Raw genomic sequence first — 13,187 nt, 5'->3', positions numbered from 1 at the left:
CGGTGCAGGCCGTCTTCGACACGATCACGCGCGTCGATCACCTGGTCGTCACCGCCGGCCGGTTCATTGCCGGCACGCTGAACGAGACCGATCCCGATCACCTGCTCGCCGCGCTGCAGGAGCGGATCGCCGGGCCGGTCTATGCGATCCGGGCCGCGTTGCCGCTGATGCCCGCAACCGGCTCGATCGTGCTGACCGGCGGGCAACTGTCGGATCGTCCGGCGCAGGGCGTGTCCGTCATTGCCGCCGCCGTGCGCGGCGTCGAGGCGCTGGCGCAGTCGCTCGCGCTCGAGCTGAAGCCGATTCGCGTGAACGTCGTCGCGCCGGGCTTCGTGGAGACGCCGCTGTACGACGCGTTCGGCCCGGAAGCGCGCGACACGATTCTCGCGGGCGCCGCGTCGTCGCTGCCCGGCGGCCGAGTGGGGCGTGCCGATGAGGTGGGGGAAGCGATTGCGTTCCTGCTGGGCAACGGCTTCATGAATGGCGAGATCCTGCACATCGACGGCGGCGGCCGGCTGGTCTGAGCCGCGCGTCAGCCTGTCGCGCGCGTGCCGGTGCGGCGCACCGGTGTGCGCGGCGCGCGGCCATCCGGATACGCGCGCTGGCAGACGGCGATGACTGCATCGCGCAGGCGCTGATGTACGGGGTCGCCGTGCATGCGCGGGTGCCACAGCGCGGACACGAGGATCCCGGGCAGGGGCACCGGGATCTCGAAGCTGCGCAGCCCGAGGGCCTCCGTGAGCCCCGGCGAGAAAGCGTTGCCGAGGCTCGAGCGCGGCACGAGCGCGATCAGGTCGGTGCTGGCCGCGACCCGCATCGCATCGGGGTAGCCCGGTACGACGACGTGCACGGTGTGGCCCGAGCCGGCCTTGTCGGTCGAGTCGTCAGCCGGCCCGCCGAAATCGCCGAGCTGCGACGCGATCACGTGACGGCAGGCCGCATAACGCGCAGGTGTGATCCTGCCGGATGCGAACAGCGGATGCCCGGTGCGTGCCACCGCGACGTGCCAGTCGTGAAACAGCATGCGCGTGTGCAGTTCGGGCGCATCGTCGCCGCGCTTGCCGATTTCCAGGTCGACGGCGCCGTCGCGCAGCGCTTGCGGATCGCGGTCGGGCTTCGGGACGAAGCGGATGCGCACCTGCGGCGCGATTTCGCCGAGGGCGGCGACCACCGGGCCGGACAGCATTTCCATGAACGATGCGGCCGCGCGGAGGGTGAACGTGGCCGCGTGCGTCGCCATGTCCACGTCGGCCGTCGCCGGTTGCAGCACCGCGCGTGCATCGCTTGCGATCGCGTGCACGCGGTCGCGCAACGCGGCTGCGTGAGGCGTCGGCACGAGCTTGCGCCCGGCGCGCACGAGCAACTGATCGCCGGTGGACAGCCGCAGCCGCGTGAGCGTGCGGCTCATCGCGGACGTGCTCAGGCCGAGCAGGCGCGCGGCGCCGGTCACGCTGCCTTCAGACAGCAGCACGTCGAGCGCGGTGACGAGGTTCAGGTCGATGTCTTCCATGGCGACAGGATACGCCTCTGCGCGGATTGGCATGGCGTTTGATGCAACTAAGCGTTGAGTTTGGTGCGTCTGGCGCCTGTCGTGGTGCGCACCTATAGTGGCTGCATGACGAATCCCGGCAAAGGCGGAAACCATGCAATCAATCGAATCGAACGGCAATGTCCCCGCGATCCTGCTCGTCGCGGCCTCGCGCGGCCTCGGGCTCGCGATGGCGGACGCGTTCCTGGACAAAGGCTGGCACGTAACGGGCACCGTCCGCGCAGGATCGGGGCGCACGAAGCTGCACGACCTCGCCGACCGGTTCGACGGCCGGCTCGACATCGAGACGCTCGACATCTGCGAGCCGACGCAACTGGCCGCGCTGCGCGAGCGACTGTCGGGCCGGCGCTTCGACATGCTGTTCGTGAATGCGGGCACGACGAACGAGCCGACCGAAACGATCGGCGAAGTGACGACCGACGAGTTCGTGCGCGTGATGATCACGAATGCGCTGGCGCCGATGCGCGTGATCGAGGCGCTGCAGGATCTCGTGACCGCGGACGGCCTGATCGGCGCGATGTCGTCGGGGCAGGGCAGCGTCGCGAACAACGTCAGCGGGATGCGCGAGGTGTATCGCGGCAGCAAGGCCGCGCTGAACCAGTTCATGCGCAGCTTCGCGGCGCGCCAGGCCGATACGCGGCGCGCGATGGTGCTGATGGCGCCCGGCTGGGTCCGCACGGAGCTGGGCGGGCCCGATGCGCGCCTGACGATCGAGGAAAGCGTGCCGAGTCTCGTGAACGTGCTGATCGCGAAGCGGGTGCGCCCGGGGCTCGAGTATCTCGACTATCTGGGGAGGACCGTGCCGTGGTGATCGTCGCATCGGCACATCGCGCGGCGGGTAGCGGGTAGCGGCCGGTTGCGATCCTCGGGGCCGTGAACGGGGTGAGGGATCCGCGAGGTTGTTCGCGGCGCTGCGCAGGCCGTGCCGATTCAATACAATGCGACGACCCGCCAGTGACACGGCGTAGCGCCGTCGCGTTCGAATCCCTCCGGTTCGCCGCGCCTGGCGTGCGTCCCCGTCGTGACGGCCCCCAGTCGAACCCGGAGCGCAACATGAACGAACCCTACCTTCAGGTCATCGCGCATTACTACGCGAAACCCGGCAACGGCGACCGCGTGATCGAATTGCTCGCCGAGCTCGCGCCGGCCACGCGCGCCGAGCCGAAGAACCTCGACTATGGGTATTTCCGGTCGCCGGAGGATCCCGACCACATCGTGATCCTCGAACGCTACCGGGATGCTGATGGCCTCGATGTGCATCGGGAAACGCCGCATTTCCAGCGGATCGGGATCGGCGCGATCATTCCGTTGCTCGATCGCCGCGACGTGTCGCGCTACATGGTGCAGCCGGACACCGGCACGGCGACGCCACCGGGAGGCACCCGATGAACCCGTTTCAATTCCGTACCGTTCCGACGCAGGTCGTCGAATTCGGCGCCGCGCGCCGGCTCGGTGCGCTGTTGCGCGAGCGCTTTCCGGCGCTCGTGCGGCTGTGTGTCGTCACCGACGCGTTCCTGCATCGCAGCGGCGTGCTTGCGCCCGCGCTGGAGAGTCTCGCCGCACATGGCTGGCAGGTTACCGTGATCGACGACGTGATCGCCGATCCGCCCGAGCACGTGGTGCTGGAAGCGACCGAACGGGCCGTCGCGGCCGATGCCGAGATCGTGCTCGGCCTGGGCGGCGGATCGTCGATGGACGTCGCGAAGCTGATCGCGGTGCTCGCGCCGGGGCAGCAGGCGCTGGCCGGCATGTACGGCGTCGACAAGGTCACGAGCGCGCGGCTGCCGCTCGTGCAGATGCCGACGACGGCCGGCACGGGCTCCGAAGTGACGGCCGTGTCGATCGTCACGGTCGGCGAGGCGCGCAAGATGGGTGTCGTGTCGCCGCACCTGTTTGCGGACGTCGCGATCCTCGACGCCGAGCTCACGCTCGGCCTGCCGCGCGCGGCAACAGCCGCGACGGGCATCGACGCGATGGTGCATGCGATCGAGGCCTACACGTCCGCGCGGCTGAAGAACCCGGTGTCCGACATGCTGGCCGTGCACGCGCTGACGCTGCTGTCGCGCAACTTGCTCGCGGCGTGCGACGACGGCGGCAACCGCGACGCGCGCGAGGCGATGCTGGTCGGCGCGATGTTCGCGGGGCAGGCGTTCGCGAATGCGCCGGTCGCGGCCGTGCATGCGCTGGCCTATCCGGTCGGCGGGATCTTCCATGTGCCGCACGGGTTGTCGAATGCACTCGTGCTGCCGCACGTGCTGCGTTTCAACGCACCGGCTGCCGCGCCGCTGTATGCGGAACTCGCGGCGATCGTCGCGCCGTCGGCGACGGGCAGCGACGAAGCGCGCACGCACGCGCTGATTGGCGAGATCGACCGGCTGATCTTCGCGACGGGCATCCCGCGCACGCTGCGCGAGGTCGGGATCGGGGAGGGCGACCTGCCGAGGATGGCGTCGGACGCGATGCTGCAGACGCGCCTGCTCGTGAATAACCCGCGCGAGGTAACGGAGGCCGATGCGCTGGAGATTTACCGGCAGGCGTGGTGACGCGGCGGGCGGGCGCGTCGCGCCGCCCGTGATGTTTCGCGATGCGCTCAGGATCGCGAGCGGCGCGCGGCCGCCCGCCAACCCGGGTTACGCGCGTGACGCGTCGGCGCCGGTTGCCACGACATACGCCGAAGCCTGCTTCGTGCCGTCCGGCCGGGTTTCCAGATAGACGCCCTGGATTTCCGGCTCGAACCCCGGCAGCGCGTTGATCCCCGCTTCGAGCGCACGGAAGTAGTCGAGCGCCGGGCCGCCCCATACTTCGCCGGGCACCACGCAGAAGATGCCGGGCGGGTAGGGCAGCGCGCCTTCGGTCGCGATCCGGCCTTCGATGCGATCGAGCGTGACGAGCTCGACGTTGTTGCGGATCAGCTCGGCATTCGCGGCCTGCGGCGATATCGCCTGCTTCGGGAATTGCGCGCGCCGGAACATCAGCTTCTGCAGATGCTTCATGTCGTGGCTGCGGTAGAAGTCGTGCATCCGCTGGCACAGTTGCCGCAGGCGCATGTTGCCGTACAGCTCCGGATACGCTTCGCACAATGACGGAATCGCTTCGCGCAGCGGCGTGTCCTGGTCGAGATGACGCTCGAACTGCGCGAGGTGCGCGACCAGATGCTGCAGCTTGCCGAAGCTTTCCGACGGCGTGAGCAGGAACAGGATCGTGTACAGGTCGGCCTTCTCGGGCACGACGCCGTGCTCGCGCAGGTAGCGCGCCAGGATCGGTGCCGGTGCGCCGAACGGCGCATATTCGTGCGTGTCGCGATCGATGCCGGGTGTCGTCAGCAGCAGCTTGCACGGGTCGACGAAATACTGGTCGTCCGCATAGCCTTCGAAGCCGTGCCACGTATCGGCCGGGTGGAAGCGGAAGAAGCGCAGGTCGTCGACGATCTGCTCGGTCGGGTAGTCGGCCCACGGGCGGCCGTCGATCTGTTGCGGTACGAACGGGCGGATCTGGCGGCAGGTCTTCATCAGCAGCTTGCGCGCATCGACGCCGTGCGCGACGCAATCGCGCCACAGGCGCTTGCCGGCCGGGCCCGCATGCATCTGCGCGTTCACGTCGAGCGCCGCGAACATCGGGTAGAACGGGCTCGTCGACGCATGGATCATGTACGCGTTGTTGAAGCGCCGGTGATCGCAGAAGCGCTTCTGGCCTTCGATGTGGCTGTCCTTCTTGTGGATCTGCGACGTCTGCGAGAAGCCGGCCTGCTGCTTGTGCACCGATTGCGTGACGAAGATGCCGGGATCGTCGGGGCCGAGCGTGAGCATCAGCGGCGAGCAGTCCTGCATCATCGGGATGAACTGCTCGTAGCCGACCCACGCCGAATCGAACAGGATGTAGTCGCACAGATGGCCGATCCGGTCGACGATCTCGCGCGCGTTGTAGATCGTGCCGTCGTAGGTGCCGAGCTGGATCACCGCGAGCCGGAACGGGCGCGGCCGGTCGGCGCGCTCCGGTGCGACGTCGCGGATCGCGTCGCGAATGCGGGCTTCGTCGAGCGCCGCGCTGTCGACGCCGCCGATGAGGCCCCACGCGTTGCGCGCGGTTTCGAGGTAGACCGGCCGCGCGCCCGACAGCACCAGCGCGCCGAGATGCACCGACTTGTGGTTGTTGCGGTCGAACAGCACGAGATCATCGGGGGCGAGCAGCGCGCTCGTGACGACCTTGTTCGACGTCGACGTGCCGTTCAGCACGAAGTAGGTCTTGTCCGCGTTGTAGATCCGCGCGGCATTGCGCTGCGCTTCCAGCGCGGGGCCTTCGTGGATCAGCAGGTCGCCGAGCCGGACGTCGGCGTTGCAGAGGTCGGCGCGAAAGATCGTCTCGCCGAAGAAGTCGAAGAACATCCGGCCGAGCGGGTGATTCGAGAAGAACTGGCCGCCCTGGTGGCCGGGGCAGTCGAACTCGACGTAGCCGCGCTGTACGTATTCGCGCATCACCTTGAAGAACGGCGGCAGCAGGTTTTCGCTGTAGATGTCGGCGGCGGCGGAGATCTGCCGGCCGTAGTAGTGGCGCCCGCCGTGGCGGAGCTGGATCACGCCGCTCGCGCTCGGCAGGATCGACGGCGGCACTTCCTGGTCGGGCTCGACCGCGACGAAAAACGGAATCGCGAATCCGGTTCTTTCGACGGTTTTCAGTACCTGTTGCGCCGATTCGATTCCGACGACGATTGCCGCGATATTCGTGAAATCGGTCTGGAATACATCGACCTGTTCATGCGTGGTGAGGAAGGCGCCAATCAGCGCCGGCTCGACTGCGATTTTCAACAGGCTCACGCGAACTCTCCCGTAAATGTGCGGAAGCGGGAGCCGCATTCGCACGGCTGCATAATCTGCGTAATCCGATACGCGCTGCAGCCGATTGAAATGCTCCCGCGAATGCTGAATGCCGAATGGCGCGCCGCACGAAGAAGCCTTGTCCGGCGAGGCACGGCCGCCATCGGTCAATGCACGGCGCAGCCGATCGTAGCAACAAAACCACGCGAATTCAATCGACCGGAATCGACAATCTCAGTGTTGGATGAGAATGATCAAATAATCAGGAATTGGCATGCTGCAATGCACATAAAAATGAACCAATCGTGAAATACTATTTGAAAACAGTCACCAGTTTCGTCGAATCGCCTGCTGTTCACCGAATGGCATCTATGGCATAGTCGGCACCGAATTGGATGGCGAATCAAATCGGATTTGCGAGCGTCTCACGCCGCCGCCCGTGGCCTGCTGTCCGCGTGCTCGTGAGATGCATCACCCCAACGAAGCATCGGAACAACGAGGGCAACAACATGAATACGTCCGTCGGTGGCATTCGCCGTCTCGGCATGCGCGCGCTTTTGGTCGACGACGAGATCACCCAGGAATCGGCGACCGGGCGTGCGGTCCGCACGCTGAGCGCGGAGCTCGCGCAGCGCGACATCGATGTGCTCACGGCAACCTCGGCCGACGACGCGATCATGCTGATCCGTTCCGATCCGTCGATCCAGTGCGTGCTGCTCGACTGGGATCTCGGTGTGGACGGCCACGGGCCGTCCGAGGCCGTGGTCGACGCGATCCGGCAACGCAACGGCAACGTGCCGATCTTCCTGCTGGCCGACCGCAGCGTCGCGTCGACGGTGCCGTCCGCCGTGATGGGCCAGGTCGACGATTTCGTGTGGCTGCTCGAAGATACGGCCGACTTCATCGGCGGGCGCATCCATGCGGCGATCGAACGCTATCGCGCCACCGTGCTGCCGCCGATGTTCGGCGCGCTCGCGAAATTCTCGCGTGTCTACGAATACTCGTGGCATACGCCCGGCCACACGGGTGGCACGGGCTTCCTGAAATCGCCGGTCGGCCGCGCGTTCTTCGAATACTTCGGCGAAGCGCTGTTCCGTTCCGACCTGTCGATCTCGGTCGGCGAGCTGGGTTCGCTGCTCGACCACTCGGGCCCGATCGGCGAAAGCGAGCGCTACGCGGCGCGCGTGTTCGGTGCGCATCGCACGTATCACGTAACGAACGGCTCGTCGACGTCGAACCGCATCATCCTGATGGCGAGCGTGAGCCGCGACCAGATCGCGCTGTGCGATCGCAATTGCCACAAGTCGGCCGAGCATGCGATGACGATGTCGGGCGCGATCCCGACTTACCTCGTGCCGACGCGCAACCGCTACGGGATCATCGGGCCGATCGCGTCGGAGCGCCTCACGCAGACGGCGATCCGCGAGGCGATCGCGTCGAACCCGCTCGCGGCCGGGCTCGCCGACCGCCAGCCGAAGCACGCGATCATCACCAACTCGACGTACGACGGCCTGTGCTACAACGTCGCGCGGGTCGAGGAGCTGCTCGGCGCGAGCGTCGACCGGCTGCATTTCGACGAAGCCTGGTACGGCTACGCGCGTTTCAACCCGATCTACCGCGATCGCCATGCGATGCACGGCGACCCGCGCGACCATCGTGCGGACCGCCCGACGGTGTTCGCGACGCAGTCGACGCACAAGTTGCTGACCGCGCTGTCGCAGGCGTCGTACATCCATGTGCGCGACGGCCGCAACCCGATTCCGCATGGCCAGTTCAACGAAACGTTCATGATGCACGCGTCGACGTCGCCGAACTACGCGATCATCGCGTCGAACGACGTCGCGGCCGCGATGATGGACGGCCCCGGCGGCGCGGCGCTCACGCACGAGTCGATCGAGGAGGCCGTCGCGTTCCGGCAGATGATCGCGCGGATGAACGGCGAGTTCAGCGCGAAGGGCGACTGGTTCTTCGAATGCTGGCAGCCCGACACCGTGCTCGAGACGCGCACGGGCCGCACGCTGCCGTTCCACGACGCGCCGCCCGAGCTGCTCGCGAGCGACCCGTCGTGCTGGGTGCTGCGCCCCGGCGCGCAATGGCACGGCTTCGGCAATATCGAGGACGGCTACTGCATGCTCGATCCGATCAAGGTGTCGATCGTCACGCCGGGCGTCGCGCCGGCCGGCGGCCTGATGCCGGTCGGCATTCCGGCGAGCGTCGTGACCGCGTATCTCGATGCACGCGGGATCGTCGTCGAGAAGACGACCGACTTCACGATCCTGTTCCTGTTCTCGATCGGCATCACGAAGGGCAAGTGGGGCTCGCTCGTCAGCGCGCTGTGCGATTTCAAGCGCGACTACGACGCGAATCTGTCGCTCGACATGGCGATTCCGTCGCTCGCGAAGGAGCATGGTGCGCGCTATGCGGGCATGGGGCTGAAGGATCTGGCCGACACGATGTTCGCGGCCATGGAGCAACTCGGCACGACGCGGCTGATGTCGGAAGCCTTCTCGATCCTGCCGAAGCCGGAGATGAGTCCGGTACGCGCATACGAGCATCTGGTGCAGGGCCGCGTCGAGCAGGTCACGCTCGAAGAGCTGGCCGGACGCACGGTCGCCACCGGCGTCGTGCCGTATCCGCCGGGCATTCCGCTGCTGATGCCGGGCGAGAACGCGGGGCCGGCCGGCGGCCCGGTGCTTGGCTATCTGAGGGCGCTCGAAGCATATGACCGGCGCTTCCCGGGCTTCGCGCACGACACGCACGGCGTGGAAGTGGAAGACGGCACGTACCGCGTGTACTGCCTGACGGCCTGAGCATCCGGCCGGACGAACGGACAAACATGCGACCGGCCGCTCCGGCGGCCTCACATCGAAGGATCGACATCATGGAAAACACAGCGCGCATGTCCGGCGCGGCCTCGGCGGCCGCGCCGAAGAACCGGATGAATGTCTGGCAGCTGACCATCCTCACGGCGGTCAACATGATGGGCTCCGGCATCATCCTGCTGCCGTCGAAGCTCGCTCAGGTCGGCACGATCTCGCTGCTGTCGTGGATCGTCACGGCCGGCGGCTCGCTCGCGCTGGCCTATGCGTTCGCCCGCTGCGGGATGCTGAGCCGCAAGCCGGGCGGGATGGGCGGCTACGCGGAATACGCATTCGGCAAGGCCGGCAACTACATGGCGAACTACACGTACGGGCTGTCGCTCGTGATCGCCAACGTCGCGATCGGCGTCACGGCGGTCGGCTACGGCACCGTGCTGTTCGACGCGACGCTGTCGCCGCTGCAAACGGGCCTGTGGACGATCTTCCTGCTCGTGCTCACGACGGTCGCGAACTTCGGCGGCTCGCGCATCACCGGCCGGATCGGCTCGGTGACCGTGTGGGGCGTGATCATTCCGGTCGTCGTCGTGTCGCTGATCGGCTGGTTCTGGTTCAGCGGCGCGACCTGGGGCGCCGCATGGAATCCGAACCACCTGCCGTTCGGGCCGGCGGTCAGCGGCTCGATCGCGGTGACGCTGTGGGCGTTCCTCGGGCTCGAATCGGCGTGCGCGAACTCGGACGCCGTCGAGAATCCTGAGCGCAACGTGCCGATCGCCGTGCTCGGCGGCACGATCGCATCGGCGATCTTCTACATCGTGTCGACCAACGTGATCGCGGGGATCGTGCCCAACGCGATTCTCGCGAAGTCGAACGCGCCGTTCGGCATCGCGTTCGCGACGATGTTCACGCCGACGGTCGGCACGATCGTCACCGCGCTGATGGTGATCGCGTGCATCGGCTCGCTGCTCGGCTGGCAGTTCACGGTCGCGCAGGTGTTCAAGAGCTCGGCGGATGTCGGCTACTTCCTGCCGGTGTTCGCGCGGGCGACGCGCACCGGCACGCCGATCGTCGGGATGGTGATCCTGCTGGTCGCGCAGGTCGCGCTGGCGCTGATGACGATCAGCCCGGAGCTGAGCAGCCAGTTCCAGAAGATCGTCGATCTCGCGGTCGTCACGAACCTCGTGCCCTACGTGATGTCGATGGCCGCGCTGATCACGATCCAGAAGGTCGCGAAGGTGCCGCCGGCGAAGGCGCTTCTGACGAACGTGATTGCGATGGTCGCCACCGCGTACAGCTTCTATGCGCTGTTCAGCTCGGGCGAGCAGGCGCTGATGCTCGGCGGCCTGTGCGTGTTCCTGGGCTGGACGCTGTTCGGCTTCGTCAGCGCGCGCTTCTACCAGATGGAAGTCGACGCCCATGTGAAGGAGCCGGGGAAGTCGCTGCAGGCGTGACGAGGGCGGCGGTCGCCGCCGTTATCGGGCAGGACGGGCCAGCAGCGGCGGGAGATCCTGCTTCAGCAGGTCGACGACGGCCCGCACGCGCGGCGGCAACGGCCGCTGCGCGTGCACGAGCACGTTGAGCGCGAAGTCGGGAATCGCATGCCGCGGCAGGAGCTCGACGAGCGTGCCGGCCGCGAGCGCATCGGCGCAGGCCGGCTGCTGGACCACGCCGATGCCGCCGCCGGCCACGATCGTGTCGAACATCGGGCGCCAGTGGCTCGTCGTCATGATCGTGCGGATGCGCACGTATTCGAGCGCGTCGCCGTCGTGCTGCAGCGGCAGCCGTTCGCTGGCGAAGACGCCTTTCACGCGGATGAACGGATGGTTCGCGAGATCGGCCGTCGTGTCGATCGGGCCGTGCCGCTCGAGATACGACGGCGCGGCGACGAGCCGGCGGCCGACCGCGCCGACCGGATGCGCGACGAACCCGCCGTCGCCGAGCTGGCCGACGCGGATCGAGATGTCGACGCCTTCCGTGACCGGATCGACGATGTCGTCGTTCAACACCAGATCGATGTGCAGGCCCGGATACGCGCTGCGGACATGCATCAGCACGCCGGGCAGCACGACCTCGCCGACGCATTGCGGCGCCGCGAGCCGGATCGTGCCGTCGAGCGCGTTTTCCGTCTTCGAGACCGAGGCGACCGCTTCGTCGGCCGCTTCGAGCAGCTCCTTGCTGCGCGCGTAGAAGATCCGGCCTTCTTCCGTGCACGCGAGGGTGCGCGCACTGCGCAACAGGAGCCGCGTGCCGAGATGCTTCTCGAGTCGCTCGATGCGCTCGCTGACGGCCGGCTGGCCCATGTCGAGATCCCGCGCCGCGCCGGACATCGTGCCGCGCTCGACGACCCTGACGTAGATACGCATCGTCGCCAGCAAATCCATGAAGTCGCGCCCCTTGTCCGGTTCCGGTTGATGCCGATCGACGGATGGTACCAAAGCAGGGCGGCCCGAAGGTGGGCGGCGAGCCGATACTGACCATCGGCTGCCGATGCCGCGTGTGTTCGCCGGCGCGATGCGCGACAATCCGCTTCCGTGCGATCGACTGGAGACGACGACATGACGCAACAGGATGAAGCGGTGCGCACGCGCTGCGTCGCATGGCAGATCGTGCAGACGTGGCAGGCGGCCGAATGGTGCAGGCTCGTCGAGTCGCGAGCGGGAATCGGCCTGTCGGGATCGGTGTCGGGTGCGATCGACGGCGCGCCGTTTCGGATCGATTACACGATCGCATGCGGCGCCGACTGGCGCACGCGCTCGGCACGCATCACGCAGTGGGGCGGCACGCAGCCGCCGCGGCAGTGGGCGATCGCGTGCGACGCGGGGCGGTGGACGATCGACGGCGTCGACGTACCGGCGCTCGCGGGCGCGACCGACCTCGATCTCGGTTTCAGCCCGTCGACGAATACGCTGCCGATCCGCCGGCTCGGGCTGTCCGTCGGCGAGGCGGCCGTGATCCATACCGCCTGGCTGCGCTTTCCGGATTTCGAATTCGTGCGCGGCGAGCAGCGTTATACACGCACGGCGGCGCACGTGTACCGCTACGAAAGCGGTACGTATGCGGCCGATATCGCGGTCGACGAAGCGGGCCTCGTCACCGACTACGACGAATGGCGGCGCATCGGTTCTGCTTCCGTGCGCTGACGCACGCGTGCCGCGCCGTGCATCAGCGAGCGCTCGCCACCGACAGCTTGCCCGGAATCAGCTTCAGCGTGCTGAACGCATCCGCGATGTTCTGCTGATACGCGAGCGTCGCATCGGTGATCGGCTGCACGCCGTAGCCGGCGCGCTTGAGCGCGACTTCGAGCGTCGGCGCGTCGAGGCCGACGAGCGGCGACAGTTGCGTGGCGACTTCCGCTACATGGTCGCGCGCCCAGCGATCGACCGCGTCGACTTCGTCGAGCAGCGCGCGCAGCACCTGCGGGTGAGCGGCCGCGTACTTGCGTGCGGCGAGGTAGTACTGCGTATTGCGCACGAGCCCTTCGCCGTTCGCGATCACGCGCGCGCCGATCTGCCGCTCGGCAGCGGCCAGGTACGGATCCCAGATCACCCATGCATCGACGTTGCGCTGCACGAACGCGGCGCGCGCATCGGCGGGCGTCAGGTAGATCGGCTGGATGTCGGCGTACGTCAGGCCCGCGTGTTCGAGCGCCTTCACGAGCAGGTAGTGGACGTTCGAACCCTTGTTGAACGCGACTTTCTTGCCGCGCAGCTGCGCGACGTTGCGGATCGGCGAATCGGGCAGCACGACGATCGCTTCGCCTTGCGGCGCGGGTGGCTCGTTGCCGATGTAGACGAAATCGACGCCGCCCGCCTGCGCGAAGATCGGCGGCGTCTCGCCGACCGTGCCGACGTCGATCGCACCCGCGTTCAGGCCCTCGAGCAACTGCGGGCCGGCCGGAAATTCGAGCCATTGCACGGTGACGCCCTGGCTCGCGAGCCGCTTCTCCAGCGTGCCGCGTGCCTTGAGCACGACGAAGTTGCCGTATTTCTGGAAGCCGATGCGCAGCCGTGT

11 protein-coding genes are annotated in these 13,187 nt (G+C 67.4%); 7 read left to right on the top strand and 4 right to left on the bottom strand.

The genetic code is table 11. The annotated features are described in order from the left end of the window. Window positions 1-524: SDR family oxidoreductase (locus JYJ84_RS15390; protein ID WP_205189267.1), on the top strand; the 524-nt coding region annotated here is incomplete at its 5' end. Between the two features lie 8 nt (window positions 525-532). On the opposite strand, the gene JYJ84_RS15385 is transcribed toward JYJ84_RS15390, so the two are convergent. After that, window positions 533-1,510, bottom strand: a complete 978-nt coding sequence (locus tag JYJ84_RS15385; RefSeq protein WP_122949276.1) for a LysR family transcriptional regulator — start codon at window positions 1,508-1,510, stop codon at window positions 533-535. A 133-nt stretch (window positions 1,511-1,643) separates the two neighbouring features. On the opposite strand from JYJ84_RS15385, the gene JYJ84_RS15380 reads away from it, so the two are divergent. From JYJ84_RS15380 to JYJ84_RS15370, 3 genes are all read left to right on the top strand, one after another. Then, window positions 1,644-2,360, top strand: coding sequence for an SDR family oxidoreductase (locus JYJ84_RS15380; protein WP_122949277.1), 717 nt, complete (start codon window positions 1,644-1,646; stop codon window positions 2,358-2,360). Between the two features lie 242 nt (window positions 2,361-2,602). After that, on the top strand, window positions 2,603-2,938 hold the full coding sequence (locus JYJ84_RS15375) for a putative quinol monooxygenase (protein ID WP_174958473.1): 336 nt from the start codon (window positions 2,603-2,605) through the stop codon (window positions 2,936-2,938). Then, complete coding sequence (locus JYJ84_RS15370) at window positions 2,935-4,092, top strand: iron-containing alcohol dehydrogenase (protein ID WP_175221511.1); 1,158 nt, start codon at window positions 2,935-2,937, stop codon at window positions 4,090-4,092. Before JYJ84_RS15375 ends, JYJ84_RS15370 begins: the two co-directional genes overlap by 4 nt. Window positions 4,093-4,179: 87 nt before the next feature. On the opposite strand, the gene JYJ84_RS15365 is transcribed toward JYJ84_RS15370, so the two are convergent. After that, window positions 4,180-6,360, bottom strand: coding sequence for an ornithine decarboxylase (locus JYJ84_RS15365; protein ID WP_175221512.1), 2,181 nt, complete (start codon window positions 6,358-6,360; stop codon window positions 4,180-4,182). Between the two features lie 509 nt (window positions 6,361-6,869). Here JYJ84_RS15365 and JYJ84_RS15360 point away from each other — a divergent pair. Then, window positions 6,870-9,170: an Orn/Lys/Arg decarboxylase N-terminal domain-containing protein gene (locus tag JYJ84_RS15360; RefSeq protein WP_174958476.1), complete on the top strand. Its 2,301-nt coding sequence runs from the start codon at window positions 6,870-6,872 to the stop codon at window positions 9,168-9,170. A gap of 71 nt (window positions 9,171-9,241) precedes the next feature. Next, entirely contained in the window at window positions 9,242-10,627 is a 1,386-nt protein-coding gene (potE, locus tag JYJ84_RS15355) for a putrescine-ornithine antiporter (RefSeq protein WP_122949281.1), read from the top strand. Window positions 10,628-10,648: 21 nt separating this feature from the next. Here the strand turns inward: potE and JYJ84_RS15350 are convergent, their stop codons facing one another. Then, window positions 10,649-11,557: a LysR family transcriptional regulator gene (locus JYJ84_RS15350; protein ID WP_175221513.1), complete on the bottom strand. Its 909-nt coding sequence runs from the start codon at window positions 11,555-11,557 to the stop codon at window positions 10,649-10,651. Between the two features lie 174 nt (window positions 11,558-11,731). Between JYJ84_RS15350 and JYJ84_RS15345 the strand changes: the two genes are divergently transcribed. Beyond that, window positions 11,732-12,316: a putative glycolipid-binding domain-containing protein gene (locus JYJ84_RS15345; protein ID WP_175221514.1), complete on the top strand. Its 585-nt coding sequence runs from the start codon at window positions 11,732-11,734 to the stop codon at window positions 12,314-12,316. A gap of 22 nt (window positions 12,317-12,338) precedes the next feature. On the opposite strand, the gene JYJ84_RS15340 is transcribed toward JYJ84_RS15345, so the two are convergent. After that, on the bottom strand, window positions 12,339-13,187 hold an 849-nt coding region (locus tag JYJ84_RS15340; RefSeq protein WP_205189266.1), incomplete at its 5' end, for a sulfonate ABC transporter substrate-binding protein.

Source organism: Burkholderia sp. LMG 13014, assembly GCF_905232215.1.
Classification (GTDB): Bacteria; Pseudomonadota; Gammaproteobacteria; order Burkholderiales; family Burkholderiaceae; genus Burkholderia.
The sequence above is the reverse complement of the archived record's forward strand: the minus strand, read 5'-3'. Positions and strand labels throughout refer to the sequence as shown.

What these genes read in the sequence shown, in the direction of transcription:
- JYJ84_RS15375 (WP_174958473.1), top strand. Translation starts at nt 2,603, where the DNA reads ATGAACGAACCCTACCTTCAGGTCATCGCGCATTACTACGCGAAACCC.
- JYJ84_RS15380 (WP_122949277.1), top strand. Translation starts at nt 1,644, where the DNA reads ATGCAATCAATCGAATCGAACGGCAATGTCCCCGCGATCCTGCTCGTC.
- JYJ84_RS15370 (WP_175221511.1), top strand. Translation starts at nt 2,935, where the DNA reads ATGAACCCGTTTCAATTCCGTACCGTTCCGACGCAGGTCGTCGAATTC.
- JYJ84_RS15350 (WP_175221513.1), bottom strand. Translation starts at nt 11,557, where the DNA reads ATGGATTTGCTGGCGACGATGCGTATCTACGTCAGGGTCGTCGAGCGC.
- potE (WP_122949281.1), top strand. Translation starts at nt 9,242, where the DNA reads ATGGAAAACACAGCGCGCATGTCCGGCGCGGCCTCGGCGGCCGCGCCG.
- JYJ84_RS15385 (WP_122949276.1), bottom strand. Translation starts at nt 1,510, where the DNA reads ATGGAAGACATCGACCTGAACCTCGTCACCGCGCTCGACGTGCTGCTG.
- JYJ84_RS15360 (WP_174958476.1), top strand. Translation starts at nt 6,870, where the DNA reads ATGAATACGTCCGTCGGTGGCATTCGCCGTCTCGGCATGCGCGCGCTT.
- JYJ84_RS15345 (WP_175221514.1), top strand. Translation starts at nt 11,732, where the DNA reads ATGACGCAACAGGATGAAGCGGTGCGCACGCGCTGCGTCGCATGGCAG.